Source organism: Streptomyces sp. GbtcB6 (assembly GCF_019091475.1).
In the GTDB taxonomy this organism is placed as follows: Bacteria; Actinomycetota; Actinomycetes; order Streptomycetales; family Streptomycetaceae; genus Streptomyces; species Streptomyces hyaluromycini.
Genome location: NZ_JAGXJL010000039.1, coordinates 21477 through 40467, shown reverse-complemented (window position 1 = coordinate 40467; position 18991 = coordinate 21477). Strand labels below are relative to the sequence as shown.

The 18991-nt window shown below is 72.5% G+C and carries 13 protein-coding genes; 5 read left to right on the top strand and 8 right to left on the bottom strand.

Features of this window, described 5'->3' with window-relative positions; genetic code table 11:
* Positions 1-8: 8 nt before the first annotated feature.
* The 3 genes from kdpA to KVT45_RS41285 form a co-directional block, all read right to left on the bottom strand.
* A complete protein-coding gene (kdpA, locus tag KVT45_RS41295) occupies positions 9-1673 on the bottom strand; it encodes a potassium-transporting ATPase subunit KdpA (RefSeq protein WP_217554564.1) in 1665 nt (554 codons plus the stop codon).
* Between the two features lie 7 nt (positions 1674-1680).
* Positions 1681-1770 (bottom strand): K(+)-transporting ATPase subunit F, encoded by a 90-nt coding sequence (kdpF, locus tag KVT45_RS41290; protein ID WP_016434100.1) that lies wholly within the window; start codon positions 1768-1770, stop codon positions 1681-1683.
* A 298-nt stretch (positions 1771-2068) separates the two neighbouring features.
* Positions 2069-3910, bottom strand: a complete 1842-nt coding sequence (locus KVT45_RS41285; protein ID WP_217554562.1) for an APC family permease — start codon at positions 3908-3910, stop codon at positions 2069-2071.
* Between the two features lie 314 nt (positions 3911-4224).
* Here KVT45_RS41285 and KVT45_RS41280 point away from each other — a divergent pair, with 314 nt between their 5' ends.
* Positions 4225-4743, top strand: coding sequence for a hypothetical protein (locus KVT45_RS41280; protein WP_217554560.1), 519 nt, complete (start codon positions 4225-4227; stop codon positions 4741-4743).
* Between the two features lie 24 nt (positions 4744-4767).
* On the opposite strand, the gene KVT45_RS41275 is transcribed toward KVT45_RS41280, so the two are convergent.
* The 3 genes from KVT45_RS41275 to KVT45_RS41265 form a co-directional block, all read right to left on the bottom strand.
* On the bottom strand, positions 4768-6576 hold the full coding sequence (locus KVT45_RS41275) for a TrkA family potassium uptake protein (RefSeq protein WP_217554558.1): 1809 nt from the start codon (positions 6574-6576) through the stop codon (positions 4768-4770).
* Between the two features lie 163 nt (positions 6577-6739).
* Positions 6740-7525 (bottom strand): DUF4118 domain-containing protein, encoded by a 786-nt coding sequence (locus tag KVT45_RS41270; protein WP_217554557.1) that lies wholly within the window; start codon positions 7523-7525, stop codon positions 6740-6742.
* Positions 7522-10020: an ATP-binding protein gene (locus KVT45_RS41265; protein ID WP_217554555.1), complete on the bottom strand. Its 2499-nt coding sequence runs from the start codon at positions 10018-10020 to the stop codon at positions 7522-7524. The genes KVT45_RS41270 and KVT45_RS41265 overlap by 4 nt, the downstream gene beginning before the upstream one ends.
* 183 nt (positions 10021-10203) lie before the next feature.
* Here KVT45_RS41265 and KVT45_RS41260 point away from each other — a divergent pair, with 183 nt between their 5' ends.
* Positions 10204-11763 (top strand): Na+/H+ antiporter, encoded by a 1560-nt coding sequence (locus KVT45_RS41260; protein ID WP_217554553.1) that lies wholly within the window; start codon positions 10204-10206, stop codon positions 11761-11763.
* A 113-nt stretch (positions 11764-11876) separates the two neighbouring features.
* Here the strand turns inward: KVT45_RS41260 and KVT45_RS41255 are convergent, their stop codons facing one another.
* Positions 11877-13289 (bottom strand): hypothetical protein, encoded by a 1413-nt coding sequence (locus tag KVT45_RS41255; protein WP_217554551.1) that lies wholly within the window; start codon positions 13287-13289, stop codon positions 11877-11879.
* A gap of 913 nt (positions 13290-14202) precedes the next feature.
* Here KVT45_RS41255 and KVT45_RS41250 point away from each other — a divergent pair.
* The 3 genes from KVT45_RS41250 to KVT45_RS41240 all read left to right on the top strand — a co-directional run bounded on the left by KVT45_RS41250 (position 14203) and on the right by KVT45_RS41240 (position 17240).
* The gene (locus KVT45_RS41250) at positions 14203-16158 is read left to right on the top strand and encodes an APC family permease (RefSeq protein ID WP_217554549.1); all 1956 of its coding nucleotides are present in this window, start codon (positions 14203-14205) and stop codon (positions 16156-16158) included.
* Between the two features lie 115 nt (positions 16159-16273).
* Positions 16274-16795, top strand: coding sequence for a hypothetical protein (locus KVT45_RS41245; protein WP_217554548.1), 522 nt, complete (start codon positions 16274-16276; stop codon positions 16793-16795).
* A 49-nt stretch (positions 16796-16844) separates the two neighbouring features.
* Complete coding sequence (locus KVT45_RS41240; protein ID WP_217554547.1) at positions 16845-17240, top strand: molybdopterin-binding protein; 396 nt, start codon at positions 16845-16847, stop codon at positions 17238-17240.
* An 83-nt stretch (positions 17241-17323) separates the two neighbouring features.
* Here KVT45_RS41240 and KVT45_RS41235 read toward each other — a convergent pair whose 3' ends face one another.
* Entirely contained in the window at positions 17324-18811 is a 1488-nt protein-coding gene (locus tag KVT45_RS41235) for a PucR family transcriptional regulator (protein WP_217554546.1), read from the bottom strand.
* Between the last annotated feature and the right edge of the window lie 180 nt (positions 18812-18991).

Genomic DNA, 18991 nt, shown 5'->3' with positions numbered 1-18991 from the left:
TCGGGCGGTCACGACGCCAGCCCCTCGGCCAGCGGGCCCAGCGCCAGGGCCGGGAAGTAGGTCAGACCGGTGATGATGATGATCGCGCCCACCAGCAGGCCGGTGAACAGCGGCTTCTCGGTGCGCAGGGTGCCGGCCGTGGCCGGGACGGGCTTCTGCTCGGCGAGCGAGCCGGCCAGCGCCAGCACGAACACCATGGGCAGGAAGCGGCCGAACAGCATCGCGAGCCCGGTCATCGTGTTGAACCAGTCGGTGTTCGCGTTCAGGCCGGCGAAGGCCGAGCCGTTGTTGTTGGCCGCCGAGGTGAAGGCGTACAGCACCTCGGAGAAGCCGTGCGCACCGGAGTTCAGCATCGAGTGCGGCGGGGTCGGCAGGGCCATGGAGGCCGCGGCGAACACGAGCGCGAGCGCCGGGGTGATCAGGATGTAGATCGCCGACAGCTTGATCTCACGGGCGCCGATCTTCTTGCCCAGGTACTCGGGCGTACGGCCGACCATCAGACCGGCGATGAACACCGCGATGATCGCCATGATCAGGATGCCGTAGAGGCCGGAGCCGGTACCGCCGGGGGCGATCTCGCCCAGCATCATGCTGAGCAGGGTGATACCACCGCCCAGGCCTGTGAACGAGGAGTGGAAGGAGTCCACCGCGCCGGTCGAGGTGAGCGTGGTCGCCACCGCGAAGATCGACGAGCCGCCGACGCCGAAGCGGACCTCCTTGCCCTCGTAGGCACCGCCCGCGAGCTGGAGCGCCGGGCCGTGGTGGGCGAACTCGGTCCACATCATCAGTGCGGTGAAGCCGAGCCAGATGGTGCCCATGGTGGCGAGGATCGCGTAACCCTGCCGGACCGAGCCGACCATGACACCGAAGGTGCGGGTCAGCGCGAACGGGATCAGCAGGATCAGGAAGATTTCGAAGAGGTTGGTGAAGGGCGTCGGGTTCTCGAAGGGGTGGGCGGAGTTGGCGTTGAAGTAACCGCCGCCGTTGGTGCCCAGCTCCTTGATGGCCTCCTGCGAGGCGACCGCGCCACCGTTCCACTGCTGCGAGCCGCCCACGAACTGGCCGACCTCGTGGATGCCGGAGAAGTTCTGGATCGCACCGCAGGCGACCAGGATCACCGCCGCGATCGCGGCGAACGGCACCAGGATGCGGACGGTGCCGCGCACCAGGTCCGACCAGAAGTTGCCGATCTCACCGGTGCGGGAGCGCGCGAACCCGCGCACCAGCGCCACCGCGACCGCGATACCGACGGCGGCGGAGACGAAGTTCTGCACGGCCAGACCGGCGGTCTGCACGACGTGCCCCATGGTCTGCTCGCCGTAGTACGACTGCCAGTTCGTGTTGGTCACGAAGGAGACGGCCGTGTTGAACGACTGCGCCGGGTTGACCGAGGAGAAGCCGAGCGAGCCGGGCAGGATGCCCTGGAGCCGCTGCAGCAGGTAGAGGAAGAGGACGCCGACGAGGGAGAAGGCGAGGACCCCGCGCAGATAGGCGGGCCAGCGCATCTCGGTGTCGGGGTTGGCGCCGATGCCCTTGTAGATCCACTTCTCGACGCGCCAGTGCTTGTCGGAGGAGTAGACCTTGGCCATGTAGTTGCCGAAGGGGATGTAGCAGAGCGCCAGCGCGCCTATGAGCGCGACGAGCTGGAGCACGGCGGCGGTTACGGGACCCATGGCTGTCTCAGAACCTCTCCGGGAAGATCAGGGCGAGGACGAGATAGCCCAGCAGGGCGACGGCCACGACGAGGCCGACGATGTTCTCGGCGGTCACAGCTTGGTCACCCCCTTGGCGATGAGGGCCACCAGCGCGAAACCCGCGAGCACGGTGACGACGAAGGCCAGATCGGCCATCGTGAACTCCTGGATGAGGTTCGGAACGGACTTGGACTGTTAGAGGAAAGCGTCTTTCTGGCCGGATTCAGCTGCCGTTGACGGGTCCCTTACGGCGGCGTTCACGCCCTTGACGGGACTCTTACGCCCGCTCGACCGACCCGCGACCGGAAGCCGCCGTTCGGCCGCCGAAACCACCCTGAACTGGGGGAACGCCGGCCTCAGGCGCCTCGGGCGGGTCAGCACAGGCGGAACCGCAGCCGGCAGATCACCGCGTCGGTCTCCCGCCGCACGGCGTGCGCGACGACGGCACCACGCTGGTTCTGCAGGAGCCGCTGCCAGAGCCGCTCGGGCTCGGCCTCCGGGATCAGCACGGTCACCTGGGTGGCCGGCTCGGCGGCGGTCACCTCACGGACATAGGCGGCGATGGGACGGCCCAGGGTGCGCCGCTCGCACGTCAGCCGGACCAGCGGCACCCCGGGGTCCCACTCGGCCCAGGCGCGCTCCAGGGCGTGCAGCTGGGCCCGGTCCTCGGGGTCGGGGTGGCAGACGGTGACGGCACGGACCTCGTCGCCGAGGGACGCGGCCGCGGAGAGCGCCTCGGAGGTGAGCCGGGACAGGGACGACACCGGCACGATCACGACCGACCGCTCCCGGTACGGGGGCTCCGGGATCCGCCCGAGCCCGAGCCGCTCCCCGATCCGCCCGTAGGCGCGGTGCACGGCGACGAAGGCGGCGACGAGCAACGGCAGCATGACCACGACGAGCCAGGCGCCCTCGGTGAACTTGCCGGCGGTCACGACGACGGTCGCGACACCGGTCAGGACCGCCCCGAACCCGTTGAGCAGCGCCTTCCCCCGCCAGCCGGGCCCCCGCTCCAGCCGCCAGTGCCGCACCATCCCCACCTGGGCCACGGTGAACCCGACGAAGACCCCGATGGCGAACATCGGCACCAGCGTGTTGGTGTCGCCGCCGGAGAACACCAGCAGCGCGGCCGAGACGACGGCCAGGGCGAGCACACCGTGCCGGTGCACCTGCCGGTCGGCCTTCAGCGCGAAGACGTGCGGCAGGTAGTTGTCCCGGGCGAGCAGCTTCAGCAGCACCGGCAGTCCGCCGAACGAGGTGTTGGCGGACAGCGCCAGCAGGATCATCGTGGCGAACTGGATGACGTAGAAGCCCCAGTTGTGGCCGAGGGAGGCGTCGGCGAGCTGGGCGAGGACGGTCACGCCCTCGACCGGCTGGAGATGGAAGCGGGAGATCAGCACCGACAGCCCGATCAGCATCGCGCCCAGCACCGCCCCCAGGGCGACCTCGGCGTGCTGGGCCCGCTTCGCGCGGGGCACCCGGAAGGAGGGCACGGCGTTGGCGATGGCCTCGACGCCGGTGAGGGCGGCACAGCCGGAGGCGAAAGCTTTCAGCAGGAGCAGGGCGCCCACGCTGGAGGCGTTGTCGGCGAGCACGGAGGCATGTCCGGCGGCGGTGGCCGTACTGGCCGGCGAGGACCGGAAGAGCCCCACGACGATCAGCACGAAGATCGACCCCACGAACACGACCGTCGGCACGATGAACGCCTTCGCCGACTCCACGATGCCTCGCAGGTTCACCCCGGTGACCAGCACCAGCACGGCCAGGCACAGCCACAGCCGGTGGGGATACAGCGCCGGGAAGGCGGAGGTGAGGGCGGCGACACCGGCGGTGACGGCGACGGCGACGTTGAGGACGTAGTCCAGCACCAGGGAGGCGGCGGCCACCAGGCTGGTCCGGGCGCCGAGGTGGGTCCGGGCCACGGCATAGGACCCGCCCCCGTCCGGGAAGGCCGCGATGACCTGCCGGTACGAGGCGACGAGCACCGCGAGGAGAGCCGCGATGGCGAGGGTGACGGGCAGCGTGTAGCCGAGCCCGTGCGCACCGGCGGCGGCCAGCACGAGCACGATGGCCTCCGGTCCGTACGCCACCGACGCCATCGCGTCCAGCGACAGCGCGGCGAGGCCGGTGACGGCGGTGAGGCGATGCCGTTCCCCGGTATCGGGCGGCTCCTCGCCGGCGGGCACTTCGCCCGGTTCGACGGTCAGTACGGACATGGGCGGGTGCTCCTTAACGAACGGGACATACGTTTCGCGCGCGGAAGCACCGCGCGCGATGCGATCAGGTTCTGTCCCGTCCCGACCAGGTCCGACAATCCCTTGCGCGTTCTTCGCGCGGGTGGCGGCGACTTTGACACGCCCTTGACGGAAGCGCCCCTGAAAGGGGCGCGGGGCTGTATCTGATGTGCGGCTACCGCCGCGTGGGCGCGACAAGCCCCCACCGGCCCGCACGGACCCACAACCGTCAGAGTCCCGTCAAAGACATACCGCACCTACTGTCGCCGCCGCCCCCGGCTCCCTACCTTCACCCCATGCAGCACGGCGAAGAAGCCCGCCCCATCGAGGACCACCGCTGGTCCAAGGACGTCTACGCATCGGCCCGTTGCGCAGGCGCCCTCCTCGCCCTGCTCCTCCTGATCGACTGCGGATCGGACACGCTCACCTGGTGGCGCGGCACCCTCTGGACCACCCTCGCCCTGCTCCTCTTCGGCGTCCTCTGCCCGGCCAGGGTCCGCGCCGGCGACGGCTGGCTCACCTCGCGTCGGCTGCTGCGCACCCGCAGGGTCCGCACCGACCTCCTGGTCTCCGTCCGCCGCCTCGACGGCATCTCCCCCCGGCTGCTGCTCCGCGACGCCTTCGGCGACCGGCTGGAGATCGACCCTCAGGTCTTCGTCGCAAACCCCGACCTCTGGCTGCGCGTGGACCAGAGCGCGCGCAAGGCCGCCGCGGCCGGCACCCTCACATGCGGCTCGATGGCGCTCAGCCGCCTCGGCGAACAGGTCGAGCGCGAGAACGCGTTGGGCGTCTTCAAGGCGTCGGGCCTGGAGTAGCCCCGCTCCCCCGCCGCCCCCGTCTCACCCTCTCGGCACCCCCGTCATCAGCACGTCGAGCCCCCGCCGAGTGGTGGCCATCACCACCCGGTCCCCCGCCACCAGCACCCGCCCCTGCGCCGGCCGCCAGTCGAAGGCCGCCTGTCCCGGGGCGCGCCCGCCGACCGGTCCCACCGCCAGCACCCGCCACTCCCGCCGCCGGAACGCCTGGTGCACCGAGCGCCCCTCCAGCTCCGGATGCCCGGCCACGTCCACGCAGGTGAACAGCAGCGACCCCCGCTCCACCGGCATCACCCCCAGCACATGGCGTCCCATCATGGCCGCCGCGAACGACGGCGCGGCCAGCGCGGAAACGCTTCTGCTCCGGGTGAGCGCGTCCGGGTAGGACGCGCGCAGCGTGCGCTGGACGGTCGCGGCGAAGTCGTCGTCGTACAGCCGGGTGACCACCCGTACCTCGGGGTTGGCCTCCCGGACGGCCATGACGATGTCGAGGTTCTGGCCGTCGTCGCGGGTGAGGACGAGCAGGGAGCCGCACTGCCGGACCCGGGCGAGTTCGAGGACGCCGGGGGCGGTCGCGTCCTCCAGGACCAGCGGGACGCCGAGTTCCCGGGCGAGCGCGACACCCCTGGCGCGTGGGTCCCGCTCGATGGCCACGACCTGGTGGCCGGTGGTGCGCAGCCGGTCCAGCACCCGGGTGCCGACCATCCCGAGGCCGACCAGGACGATGTGACCGCTGACGTCGTCGTCGGGCGGATGGTTCACGGACGCGGTGCGGAACGCCTCGGTGGCGTTCATGGTCGCCGCGACCACGAGCGGCAGCACGGCGAGCCCGACGAAGCCGGCGAGGAGTTGCAGTATGCGGCGGGCGGGCGACTCCTCGGTCGCCGGATCCCCCATCGTGAAGATGTCGAGGAGGGGCAGATAGACGTTCTTCCACCAGGGGTGCTCGTCCGCGAAGAGCGCGGTGGCGGTGGACAGGGCGACCACCACGGCGGCCAACGAGCCGTAGACGGCGGCCAGTTGCCGGGAGAGCAGGACCCGCCACGGCAGATGGGCGAACCGCGCCCGGGCCCAGCGCACCGGCCGGAACCGCCAGGCGCGGCGGGCCGGTTCGGCCGTGTCGAGGTGGACGACCTCCTCCAGCATCAGCCGCCCGTGCGTGAACTGCCGGTGGTACGCCGTCCGGTCGTCCGGCAGCAGCTGGGTGCCGTCCTCTCCGGCCGTCTCGGCGCTGTCCTGGCTGGCCGGGTCGTCCTCGTGGGCGCCGGAGAGCACGGCCAGGGTGGCGAGGTCGGTGACGTGCGTCGGGGTGCCCGCGGGCCGTACGACGCCACGGAAGACCTTGCCCTCGACCTCCAGGGTGTGGCCGTGGCCCACGGCGGCTGCCGCGACCAGCTCCGGTACGGCGGTGTCGGCGTCGGAGAGCACGGTGGTGGAGGTGTCGGGTGCGGGGGCGTCACACAGGCCCGCCGCCCGGTCGAGGAGCCGCTCCAGATGGCTGCCGCGCTCCCGGTTGAACATCCGCACGACCAGCCGCACGGAGGGGTTGACCGCGCGGGCGAGCAGGGCCGCGGTGACGTTGGCCTGGTCGTCGCGGTAGGTCAGGGCGAGCGCGGCGGCCCGTGCCACGCCTGCCGCGCGCAGGGTGGCCTCGTCCGGGCGGGCCGAGATGTGCAGGCGGACGGCAGACGTCGGGTCGCGGTGCAGGGCGGCGACCCGGGCGCCGTGCTCGTCGTCGGCGGACGGCAGGACCACGGTGACGACCTCGCCGCACACGGCGTCCAGTTCGACGGCGAGCCGGTGCGCGAGACCGTCGTCGCCGCAGATCACCATGTGCCCGGTTCTCTCTCCGGATGCCGCTGGTACGGGGAGGGTTGACGTCACATCAGCCAGAACGGCACCAGCCGCGGCGGTGGTTCCGGCCGGCCCCCGAGCTCCGTTCAAATATCCGTCAAGAACATGTCAACAGTGGTCCGCCTCGGCTCACGCCTGCGGGTCAGCCCGCGCCCACCGGTCCCGCCGCGTCCAGCGCGGCCCCGGTCTGGTCGGCCAGCGTCACCGCGACCAGCCGGGCCTGCCGCGGGGGCACCGGCCCGGGTCCCGGGGTGAGCATGAACCGGCCGAGGTAGTGCCCGTTGCCGTACGCGCGCAGCTCGGTCTCGCCCTCCGGCCAGCCGCTCCGCTCCAGGTCCCAGGCCCGGCGCCCGACGGTGATCACGCCGTCCTTGCCCAGCCGGGCCGGCTGTCCCAGCAGGGTGCCGTACTCGAAACGGCAGCCGGACAGGCCGAGCAGCGCGGTCAGTTCGCCGCGCACGTGGTCGACGACGGTGTCGGCGGACTGGGCGGACCGGACCAGGTCCGCGGTGGTGTGGATCCGGGCGAGGTAGCCCTCGTCGGTCACCGTGATGACCTCCAGTCTGCGGGCGTGGGCGGCGAGTCGGGCCACGATCAGGCCGACGACCAGCAGCAGCACGGCCGTCTCGATGTCGGCGCCGGCGCTGATGTCGAAGGTCTCGTACGGCCGGGTCACGAAGAAGTCGAACCAGGCGGCCGCCGAGAGCGCCGCCACCGCTCCGGCGAGGCGGCTGCCCAGCGCGGCCACCGCGACGACCACCACGACGAGGACCAGCGCCGCGTTGGTGTGGGACAGGTCGGTACGGAAGGGGACCAGGGCCAGGGCGACCAGGAACGGGGCGACGAGGCCTGCGGCGAGGGCGGCCCGGTCCCTGGTGGGCAGGGGCCCGGTGGTCGTGCGTCCCAGGCCGGCGTGTGTGCTGCTCATGTGGCACCTCCTACGCGCTGCGGTGTCCGGAAGGGCTGGGCCCGGTCGGCCAGGGGCAGCGAGACGACCATGGTCAGTCCGCCGCCCGGGGTGTCCTCGGGGGTGAGGGTGCCGTCCATCGCCTCGGTGAGCCCGCGGGCGAGAGCGAGTCCGAGGCCCAGGCCGGTGGTGTTGTCGGTGTCGCCGAGCCGCTGGAAGGGCTCGAAGAGACGGTCGCGGCCGTTCGCCGGCAGTCCGGGGCCCCGGTCGATGACCCGGAGTTCGGCGCGCCCGGCCAGCGCGCTCGCCGTCACCAGCACGGGTGTGCCGGGCGGGCTGTGGCGGGCCGCGTTGCCGACCAGGTTGGCGATCACGCGCTCCAGCAGCGGCGGGTCGGCCAGCAGCGGCGGCATGTCCTCAAGTTCGCCGTGCACCTCGGCCGCGGGGGTGTCGGCGAGAGCGGTCGGAAGCACCTCCTCCAGGACCGTGGCCCGCAGGTTGAGGGTGAGGACACCGGCCTCCAGGCGGCTGAGGTCGAGAAGGTTGTCGACGAGGCGGCTGAGCCGGGCCATGGACTCCTCGGCGGTGGCGAGGAGTTCGTCGCGGTCCTCCGGAGTGAACTCCACCTCCCGGCTGCGCAGCGAGGTCACCGCCGCCCAGCCGGCCGCGAGCGGGGTGCGCAGGTCGTGGCCGACGGCCCGCAGCAGCGCGGTGCGCATCCGGTCGGCGGCGCGTACGGGTTCGACCTCGGCGGCGGCCTGGGCGAGCCGGGCCCGTTCGACCGCCGAGCCGACGTGCGCGGCGAACGCGGCGAGCACCCGCCGCTCGGAGGAGGAGGGCGTACGGCCGCGCAGCACGAGGTAGTTGCCGGGACCGGCGGGCACGGCGGTGGCGTCGGCGCCGTCCGGCGGTTCGTCGACGAGTTCGGCGGAGTTCATGCCGAAGGTCTCGCGGGTGCGTTCCAGCAGCGCCGGGATGGTCTGGCCGCCGCGCACGATGCTGCCGGCCAGCGACGACATGGTCTCCGCCTCCGCGGTGGCCCGGGCCGCGCGTCTGGACAGCCGCAGCGAGCGGTCGACGACCGCGGCGACGACGGCGGCCACCACCGCGAACACCCCCAGTGCCAGCAGGGCGTTGGGGTCGTCCAGGGTGAACTGGCCGATGGGCGGGATGAACCAGTAGTTGAGCAGCAGGGACGCGGTGACGGAGGCGATCACGGCGGAGGTGACCCCGCCTATGCAGGCCACGCCGACCACCGCGAGCAGGAAGAGCAGGGCCTCGCTGGTGAGGTTGACGGTGCCGCGCACCTGGGCGAGGGCGACGGTCAGCAGCACGGGCAGGACGAGCCCCGCGACCGGTCCGGCGACGAGCCTGCGGGTGGACAGGGTGCGGCGGCGGGAGGGCAGCAGGGTGCCGCGGCCGGCCCGCTCGTGGGTCACCCGGTGGACGTCGATGTCGCCGGAGAGCGCGGTGACCGTCTCCCCCGTGCCGGGCCCGGTGAGGAAGCGTTCCAGGCGGCCCCGGCGGCTGGTGCCGAGGACCAGTTGGGTGGCGTTCTCGGCGCGCGCGAAGTCCACCAGGGCGGTGGCCACGTCGTCGCCGACCACCGAGTGGTAGCTGCCGCCGAGGTCCTCGACCAGCCGGCGCTGCCGGGCCAGCGAAGCGTGCGAGACTCCGGCGGCCAGGCCGTCGCTGCGGGCCACGTGCACGGCGAGCAGGTCGCCGCCCGCCGACCGGTCGGCGATGCGCGCGGCCCGTCGTACCAGCGTGTCGCCCTCCGGGCCGCCGGTCAGGGCGACCACCACCCGCTCCCGGGTCTCCCACACCCCGCCGATGGCGTGCTCGGCGCGGTACGACTGGAGCGCCTCGTCGACCCGGTCGGCGACCCAGAGCAGGGCCAGCTGGCGCAGGGCGGTGAGGTTGCCGGGGCGGAAGTAGTTGGCGAGGGCCGCGTCGACCTTCTCGGGGGCGTAGATGTTGCCGTGCGCCATCCGGCGGCGCAGGCCCTCGGGCGGGATGTCCACGACCTCGATCTGCTCCGCCTTGCGGACCACCTCGTCGGGCACCGTCTCGTGCTGCGGCACCCCGGTGATCTTCTCGACGACGTCCTTGAGTGATTCGAGGTGCTGGATGTTGACGGCGGTGATCACGTCTGTGCCGGCCGCCAGCAGGTCCTCGACGTCCTGCCAGCGCTTGGGATGCCGGCCGTCACCGGGGATGTTCGTGTGTGCGAACTCGTCGACGATCGCCACCCTGGGGCGGCGCGCCAGTACGGCGGCGACGTCCATCTCCTCGAACTCGCCGCCCCGGTAGCCGCAGCGCAGCCGCTCCACGACCTCCAGGCCGTCGGTCATGGCCTCGGTCAGGGGGCGCCCGTGGCACTCCGCGAACCCCACCACCACGTCCGCGCCCCGGGACGCGCGGCGCCGTGCCTCGTCGAGCATGCGGTAGGTCTTGCCGACCCCTGGGGCGGCCCCGAGGTAGACCTTCAGTCGTCCGCGCGGTACGTCGTTCATCACCTCAAAGGGAAGCGCGCCGCAAGGCCCCGGGTCCGGCCTCTTGACGCGTCTCTGGCGCCGCTGACGAGGACGTTGACACTGTCTTGACGGCCCTTGGCCGGATAGGGTGAGGGCGGTGTGCCGGGAAGTCTGGTCGGCCGGGAGTCACAGTGGCTCCTGTCAGGACCCCAGGGGGACGGCATGCGCGGCGTGGGTACGGTTCTCGCACTCGTGGTACTGGCCACGGTGGTGGCGACCTTCGCCCGCCGATGGCGGATTCCCGCCCCCTCCCTCCTCGTGGTCGCGGGCCTCGCCGTGGCCCTGCTGCCGGGCACCCCGACGATCCGGGTCAGCCCGGAGGTCATCGGTCTGGTCGTCCTCCCGCCGCTCCTCTACGCCAGCGCGGAAGAACTCTCCTGGCGCGAGCTGCGCGCGGTGTGGAAGCCGGTCGGCGTGCTCGCGGTCGGTCTGGTGCTGGCCTCGGCGGCGGCCGTCGGCGCGGTGGCCTCCCTGGTGACCCCGTTGTCCTGGCAGATGGCGCTGGTCCTCGGCGCGATCCTGGCAAGCACCGACCCGGTCGCGGTGACCGCGCTCGGCCGCCGGCTCGCCCTGCCGCCGAAGGTGCAGATGCTGGTCCAGGCGGAGAGCCTCTTCAACGACGCGACCTCGCTGGTCCTCTACCGGGTCGCGGTGAGCGTCGCGGTGGCCTCGGCGGCGGCGAACTGGGGGGCGGCGGGCGGCGAGTTCCTGCTGCTGGCGGGCGGCGGCACGCTGATCGGCGCGGTCGTCGCCGCCGTCGTCACGGTGATCAGGCGGCGCACCGAGGACCCGGTCCTGGAGACGGTGATCTCCCTGGTCACGCCGTACGCGGCGTACGTCCTCGCGGAGGCGGCCCACACCTCCGGGGTCACCTCGGTGGTCGTGGCGGGCGTGGTGCTGGGCGGCCGCGGCGACCGGCTCACCAACGCCCGCATAAGGCTCCAGCTGCACGCCGTCTACGGCACGGTGGTCTTCCTGCTGGAGAGCGTGGTCTTCAGCCTGATAGGGCTCGCGCTGCCCGCCCAGGTCCGGGCGCTGTCCGACGGTGACCGGGCCTGGCCGCTGTACGCGCTGGCGGTGGCCGGCACGCTGATCGCGGTGCGGCTGCTGTGGCTGGCGCCGCTGTCGGCGGTGGTACAGCGCAAGGGCGGCATACAGCGGCCGAACTGGCGGGTGCCGGTGGTGCTGACCTGGGCCGGCACCCGGGGCGTGGTGCCGCTGGCGGCCGCGCTGTCGATCCCGGTGACGGCGAAGGACGGCTCGGCGCTGACCGAGCGCCCGCTGGTCCTGGTCCTGACCACCTCGGTGGTCGTGGTCACCCTGGTCGTGCAGGGTTTCTCGCTGGCCTCGGTGGTGCGCCGCTCCGGCATCGCCCTGGAGCCCGACCACACCGAGCGCGAGGAGGCCGCCGCCCGCTGCCGGCTGGCCGACGCGGGCATCCGGCGGCTGGAGGAGCTGTCCGAGCTGGAGGCCGTGCCGGACGTGGTCCTCGACCGGCTCCGGCGCGGCCTCAACGCCCGCCTCGACGACGCCCGCGACCGCCTGGCCGACAGCACCGTCGAGTCGGCCGACCTGGTCTACCGGCAGTTGCGCCGCGACCTGATAGCGGTGGAGGCGGCGGAGCTGCGACGCCTGTACGACGAGCACACCATCAGCGACACGACCCGAAGACGGCTCCAGCGGTCGCTGGACCTTGAGGAGGCGCGGCTGGCCGACGCGTAGCGCTCCGCGGGCAGGGGCCGGGTCTTCGGCCGCGGGTGGCTGAGGGCCGGTCGCGTACCCGCGACAGATCGACACGGCCCCGCGCCCCGGGGAGTCGCGGTGCCCTGCGTCGGTCAGCGGAACTCCGCCAGCCGAGGCCGTAGCCCCAGCCCGGTCAGCGCCACCGCGAGCACCGACAACCCGCACGCCCAGGGCAGTTGGCCGGTCAGCTCGCCCCGCCCCGCACCCACCGACTCGCGGAAGTGGGCCCGGTTGATGTCGGTCACCTCGTCCAGCGCGGTCATCCACGCGCCGAAGTGCGCGTTGGACGTGCCCGCCTCCCAGCCCATGCAGAACTCCACCGCCCGCTGCTCCTCGCCGGCGGCCAGCAGCGCGCGGATCTTCCGGTCGTCGCGCTGGTAGACGGCGTACGCGTCGACCGTCTTCTCGGCCGCGGCCCGCTCCCCGGGGAAGGTGATGTTGTCCAGCTCGCGCCGGAACTCGCCGGTGAAGCGCAGGTCGGTGGCGTCGGCGCGGTAGTCCTGCCAGGTGGCGGCGAGCCGGGCGTCGTACGTCGACAGCGTGGCGCCCCGGATGCCGTACAGCTGCTGGGACTTGGCGAGGAAGGAATCGGCGTACCGGGTGCGGCGCTGCGGATCGAGGAGGTAGCGGCTCTCGTCGGCGTTGGCGTCGTAGGCGATCGCGCGGGCGCGGGAGAGGGCGACGACGGAGTCGAAGGCGTCGTGCCGGGCCACGCGCAGGTGCGTGGCGGTCGCGGACAGCAGCTGCGTGCCGAGGACGACGGCGAGGAGGGCGCACACGGTGGCGGCCAGGACACCGGGGTTGAGGATCCGGCGGAAGCGGCGGGCCAGGTACCACTGCAGGACACCGAGGACGGCGAGGAGCAGCAGACCGAGGACGAGGACCGCGGCGAGCTGGGCGGAGAGCGCCGAACGGGCCGCCGCGTAGTGGGAATTGAAGGCCGCGTCGTTGGAGGAGACCAGCTTGCGCGCGTCCGGCAGAAGGCTGTTGCGCAGCAGGCCGGTGGCGTCACGGTAGTCGGTGATCGCGTCCGGCTTGCCGCCGGCCCGACGGTCGTTCTCCAGAGCCCGGCCGACGAGTTCCTGGTACTCGGCGAAGTCGTCGGTGAGCGACTCGACGGTCTTCTCGTCGGCCCGGTCCCCTTGGGCGGCGACCGCCAGGGTCCCCAGGTCGTGCCCGATCTCGCGGCGCGCGTCACCGTACAGGCTCACCGCCTTGGCGTGCGGGGTCTCCAGTTCGCCCGTCCCGCCGTCCCCGCTGGACAGCAGGATGTTGGCGACCTGGGCGTCCATGTCGTTGAGGGCCAGGTTGAGGCCGGCCGCGCTGGTGGTGCGGGGTGCGTCGCGGTCGGCCACGTCGTCCCAGGTGCTGTTCGCCGCGAGGCCGGCGCCGAGGAGCAGGACGCCGAGGGCGACGGCGAGCAGGACCGTGGCCGCGCGCAGGAGGCGCAGCCGTGCGGGCACGGTGGCCCGGAGACGGCGGCAGAGAGCGGCCCGCGCGGCCACGATCCGCCGCCCCGGGCACCTTGTCCGCGGCCCCGGGTCGGGTACGGGCGGCGGGACCACCGTGGCCTGCCGTGGCTCTTCGACAGCCTCCGCCGGAGGTCTGTGTGCTGTGCCGGCCGTGATGGTCACGGTCCCCTCCCAGGTTCCCGCCACGGACGGTCGCCCGTCCCCCGTGCCGGTCAGTCTGCGACCGGATCAGGCCATGAACAGCGGGCCTTGATGCGCTCCTGACGCCCCTTCAGGCGGGTTTGACGGGACCTTGACGGCCCGCTCGTGGCGCCCGTACGGGATCCGCACATTCCGTGCCGAGTTGGCTTGTTCCGCACCCGTCCAGGGGCAGGTTCACGGTCGGCCGCCCGGGCGGGCCGCGGGCGGCGGCGGCCGCACGGCCCCGGACCACGGATCCGATGCCGACCGCGAGGGCCGGGGTGCCCGTTCCGAACGACGGGCACCCGCGCACCACACCGCGACGGCACCCCTGGGCGGCTCCGCCCCGTCGTACCTCCCGCCGACGCCCCGTCGCCTGCCGGCCGGGAGCCCGAAGCCTGGACCGCGGGCTTCCGGCTCGTCCGCGAGTACATGCACCACTCGACGGGCAGTCCGGTCGAACGGGAACCGCTGAGCGCGTGAGAGCGCGGGCAGGACCTGGTACGGGATAACGCTCGGTGTCCGGCGCCCGGCACCTGCCCGCCGTCCCCCGTACAGCCGAACGCCCCGTACCGGCCTCCAGGCCCCCCTTTCTTGATGCTGCGGCACCTCCTGTCAGGCGATTCTTAACGCAAGCTTGACGCCCAGCGCCCGCTGATCCGTGGGCCCACGCGTCACTCTCTGCTTACGCTGGTGCCGCCGTCCGCGTGATGGCCGGAATCAAGCTGCGCCGCACACCCCGCGCCGGACACCAGGAGCCCACCCCATGGCCACGACCGAACATCCCCCTCCCAGTCGCCTGCGCGCCTGGATGCTGGAGGGGCTGTCCGACATGGGCAAGGGCGCCGGCCACAGCGGCCCGCAGGCACAGCCCGAGCCCGCGCACAAGGGCCAGCGCTGGTGGCGGGTGATGTGCCTGACCGGTGTGGACTACTTCTCGACCCTCGGCTACCAGCCCGGCATCGCCGCCCTGGCGGCCGGCCTGCTGTCACCGATCGCGACCATCGTCCTCGTCATAGTCACCCTGGCCGGCGCCCTGCCGGTCTACCGGCGCGTCGCGGAGGAGAGCCCGCACGGCGAGGGCTCCATCGCCATGCTGGAGCGGCTGCTCTCCTTCTGGCAGGGCAAGTTGTTCGTACTGACCCTGCTCGGCTTCGCCGCCACCGACTTCCTCATCACCATCACCCTGTCGGCCGCCGACGCCTCCACCCACCTGGTGGAGAACCCGCACCTCACCGACGCCCTGCACGGCAAACAGATGATCATCACACTGATCCTGGTGGCCCTGCTCGGCGCGGTCTTCCTCAAGGGCTTCCTGGAGGCGATCGGCGTCGCGGTCGCCCTCGTCGGCATCTACCTCGCGCTCAACGTCGTGGTCGTGATCGTCGGCTTCTACCACGTCATCACCGCCGAGCACGTCGTCACCGACTGGACCAGCGCCCTCACCGCGGAACACGGCAACGTCTTCGTCATGATCGGCGTGGCCCTGATCGTGTTCCCGAAACTCGCCCTGGGCCTGTCCGGCTTCGAGACCGGCGTCGCGGTCATGCCGCACGTCGAGGGCGAACCGGGCGACACCGAGGAGCGGCCCACCGGCCGGATCCGGGACACCAAGAAGCTGCTCACCACGGCCGCCCTGATCATGAGCTGCTTCCTGATCGCGACCAGCTTCATCACGACGCTGCTGATCCCGGAGCAGGCGTTCAAGTCGGGCGGCGACGCCAACGGCCGTGCGCTCGCCTACCTGGCGCACGAGTACCTCGGCAACGCCTTCGGCACGGTCTACGACGTCTCCACCATCGCCATCCTGTGGTTCGCCGGCGCCTCCGCGATGGCCGGCCTGCTCAACCTGATGCCCCGCTACCTGCCCCGCTACGGCATGGCCCCGCACTGGGCCCGTGCCGTGCGCCCGATGGTCATCGTCTTCACCCTGGTCGCCTTCCTGGTGACCTGGATCTTCGACGCCGACGTCGACGCGCAGGGCGGCGCCTACGCCACCGGTGTGCTGGTGCTGATCAGCTCCGCCGCGGTCGCGGTGACCATCGCCGCCCGCAAGGCCGGGCAGCGCAACTGGACCATCGCCTTCGCGGTCATCTCGGTGGTGTTCCTCTACACGACCGTCGTGAACGTCATCGAGCGGCCGGACGGTGTGAAGATCGGTGCCTGCTTCATCATCGGCATCATCCTCGTCTCGCTGCTGTCCCGTCTCGCCCGCGCCTTCGAGCTGCGCGTGACCAGCGTGACCCTCGACGACATGGCGGAGCGATTCATCCGCGATATGGCCAGCCGCAAGATGCGGTTCATCGCCAACGAGCCGGACCGCCGCGACAAGGCCGAGTACCGCGACAAGATCGAGCAGATCCGGGCCGACAACGACATGCCCGAACAGGAGGACTTCGTCTTCGTCGAGGTCACGCTCACCGACCCCTCCGAGTTCGAGGCGGGCCTGACCGTCCGCGGCGACGTCCTGCACAACCGCTACCGCGTGCTGACCCTGGAGTCGGCCTCCATCCCCAACGCCCTGGCCGCACTCCTGCTCCACGTCCGCGACGACACCGGCTCCATCCCGCACATCTACTTCGAGTGGACCGAGGGCAACCCGTTCGCCAACTTCCTGCGCTTCTTCCTCTTCGGCCAGGGCGAGGTCGCCCCGGTCACCCGCGAGGTACTGCGCGAGGCGGAACCGGACCGCTCCCGGCGGCCGCGCGTCCACACCGGCTGAGCGCTCGCCTCGGGCCCGTCCTGGTCGTAAGAATCCCGTCAAGAACCGGTCGGTCCGCATAAGAACCCTGTCAGCGGCCGGTCCTACGCGCCCACCGGCCCCTACCGTCGGCCTCATGGAGGACATAAGACGCGGGGGCCGGGCGGCGGGCGACCGCACCTGGCGCGGCAGCGCGCATCTGGCCGTCGGCTGTGCCCTCGGCTTCGGCGTGCTGACGCTTCTGGTGGACTGGGACGCAGGCACCCTCACCCCGGCCCGCGCCCTGCTCTGGGCCGCCCTGTCGGCCGCGATTCTCACCATGCTGCTGCCGGCCCGCGTCACGGCGGGCCCCGGCTGGCTGGCCGTCCGCGGCCCGCTGCGCCGCCGTACCGTCCGCACCGACTCGCTCGTCTACGTCGGCCAGTACGGGGACGTCGCGGCGCATCTGGTCCTGCGCGACACCCACGGCAGCCGCCTGGAACTCGATCCGGGCGTACTGCACGCCAATCCCCTGCTCTGGCACGAGCTGGACACCGGCGTCCGCCGCTCCGTGGAGCGCGGCACCCTGCGCCGGGGCGCCGATGTGCTGGCGCGGCTCGGCCACGAGATCGACGACACGAACGCGCGCGCGGTCCTCGACGCGTCCGGCCTCACCTGACCGCCGCCCCACGTCCTGCTCCACCGCCACCTGGCCCTATCGTGAGCGCATGCCTTCCTACACGATCGGCCAGGCGGCACGGCTGCTCGGCGTCAGCCCGGACACCGCCCGCCGCTGGGCCGACGCGGGCCGGATGGCCACCCATCGTGACGAGGGCGGCCGGCGGCTCATCGACGGCGCGGACCTCGCCGCGTTCTCCGTCGAACTGGCCAGGGCCGGCACCGGCGAGGAGGACGCCTCCTACACCTCGGTCCGCAACGCCTTCCCCGGCATCGTCACCGCGATCAAGCTGGGCGATGTCGCCGCCCAGGTCGAGATCCAGGCCGGCCCGCACCGGCTGGTCTCCCTCCTGACCCGGGAGGCGGTCGAGGAGCTCGGCCTGGAGGTCGGCATGGAGGCCACCGCCCGGGTGAAGTCCACGAACGTCCACATCGACCGCGTCTGACCGCCCATCCGGTTATCCGCTCAACCGCCAACCGGGTAACCGGGTAACCACTCATCCGGTCAACTGCCCATCCGGTCAACCGCTCACCTGCACAGCAGCGCCGCCCACAGGTCCAGCCGGTCGCTCAGCCTGGACAGGTCCCGGCCCGTGAAGTGCTCCACCCGCTGCATCCGGTAGTGCACGGTGTTGACGTGCAGATGCAGCGCCTCCGCCGTCCGCGCCCAGGAGCCGTCGCAGGCCAGGAAGGTCTCCAGCGTGCTCAACAGCACGGCGGAGGCGGCCCGTTCTCCGGTGAGCAGCGAGCCGAGGACGGTACGGCGGTAGGCCGCACGGACGTCGGCCGGCACCCCGGTGAGGAGCGCTTCGAGGCTGGTGAGCGTGGCGGTGTCGGTGAGGACGGAGGCGTCCGGGGCGGTGGCGCGGGCGGAGGTGAGCGCGTAGCGCGCCTGCGCCCCGGCCAGCTCGCCCGGCCCCGCCGCCACCGACCCGGTCCCGCCGTGCAGCGGGACACCGGGTTCGCAGCCGGCGACCAGCTCCCAGGCCTCACCGATGCTCTCCGCGGGCAGCACGGCGAACGCGGTCCCGTCCGGCAGCCGCCCCACCGCCGCCTGCGGTGCCTGCGGTGCGACATGCCCGGCGACCTCCGCCAGCGCGCCCTCGGCGAGCCCCGGCCGCCGTGCTCCGGTGTCGGCGACGACCACCCGGTATGGCCCGTCGGCGGGCAGCCCGCACTCCCGCACCGCGGCCGGCAGGACCCCCTCCGCCGCCCCGGCCCCCGCGCCTGCCAGCAGCGCGCCCAGTTCGTCGGCCGTCTGCCGCTCGGCCGACCGGCGCCGGACCGCCGTCTCCTGGCAGCGGCCCAGCGCGGCGGCGACCTCGTGCAGCATCCCGGCCGGCGCGCTGTCCGGCTCGGGCAGGTACAGCAGCCAGCGCTCGTACGGCGAGACGCTGTCGGCGGCGACGGACACCGTCATCCCGCGCCCGTCCGCGACCAGCGCCGCGGCCTCCCGCGCCGGCACTCCCGGTGCGGCGGCCGTGGCCGCGACGGTCCGCCCCGACGGCGTGAAGACATACGCGGCGGTCCGGTCCAGATGCGCGAAGGCCGCCGCGAGGATCTCCACGGGCCCGGACTCCTGCGCGAGCAGCCTGCTCAGCCGGACCCGGACGGTCTCCGGCAGCGCCTGTCTGCGGCTCAGCTCGCCCCACTGCCGCAGGTACACGGTGTCCGTGATCGCCCGGAACATGATGTGCGCCGGCACCCCGGCGACCGGGACGCCGTGCCGTACACAGGCCTCCACCAGTTCCTCGGGCACACCCCCGTGGGTCTCCTCCCCGGCGAACAGTGCCGCGGCCCCGGCCGCCTTGAGGGCCGACACGAACCGCTCCGCCTTGCCCGGCGCCCACCACACCAGCCCGCTGAGCACCACCTCCCCCGGCCGCACGAAACGGGCCGGGTCCTCCAGGTCGGTGACCGTCACCCCGCTGATCTCCCGTGCCAGCAGGGCGGCGTCCTGCGCCCACAGGGGACGCAGCCCGAGGGAGTGGTCTGTCAGGAGGTGTTCGACGTGCATGTACTCAGACTCCTTGGGCCGACCTCGCATCCACCAGGTGAGTGCGAGTTACAGCATCGTAAATGCAAGTCTTTCAGCACGGAACGTCTCTTGGTGAATCATCCAGGACCGGCCCCGCCCGGCTCGTTTTTTCCGTGCCCCGCACCAGTCGTGCGGGCCCCTCGCGCGTTGCTTCACTGA

Bases quoted from the DNA above. Each gene is read 5' to 3' on its own strand.
- kdpA (WP_217554564.1), bottom strand. From the start codon at position 1,673: ATGGGTCCCGTAACCGCCGCCGTGCTCCAGCTCGTCGCGCTCATAGGC.
- KVT45_RS41240 (WP_217554547.1), top strand. From the start codon at position 16,845: ATGCCTTCCTACACGATCGGCCAGGCGGCACGGCTGCTCGGCGTCAGC.
- KVT45_RS41245 (WP_217554548.1), top strand. From the start codon at position 16,274: ATGGAGGACATAAGACGCGGGGGCCGGGCGGCGGGCGACCGCACCTGG.
- KVT45_RS41275 (WP_217554558.1), bottom strand. From the start codon at position 6,576: ATGGTGATCTGCGGCGACGACGGTCTCGCGCACCGGCTCGCCGTCGAA.
- KVT45_RS41285 (WP_217554562.1), bottom strand. From the start codon at position 3,910: ATGTCCGTACTGACCGTCGAACCGGGCGAAGTGCCCGCCGGCGAGGAG.
- KVT45_RS41265 (WP_217554555.1), bottom strand. From the start codon at position 10,020: ATGAACGACGTACCGCGCGGACGACTGAAGGTCTACCTCGGGGCCGCC.
- KVT45_RS41235 (WP_217554546.1), bottom strand. From the start codon at position 18,811: ATGCACGTCGAACACCTCCTGACAGACCACTCCCTCGGGCTGCGTCCC.
- KVT45_RS41270 (WP_217554557.1), bottom strand. From the start codon at position 7,525: ATGAGCAGCACACACGCCGGCCTGGGACGCACGACCACCGGGCCCCTG.
- KVT45_RS41250 (WP_217554549.1), top strand. From the start codon at position 14,203: ATGGCCACGACCGAACATCCCCCTCCCAGTCGCCTGCGCGCCTGGATG.
- KVT45_RS41280 (WP_217554560.1), top strand. From the start codon at position 4,225: ATGCAGCACGGCGAAGAAGCCCGCCCCATCGAGGACCACCGCTGGTCC.
- KVT45_RS41260 (WP_217554553.1), top strand. From the start codon at position 10,204: ATGCGCGGCGTGGGTACGGTTCTCGCACTCGTGGTACTGGCCACGGTG.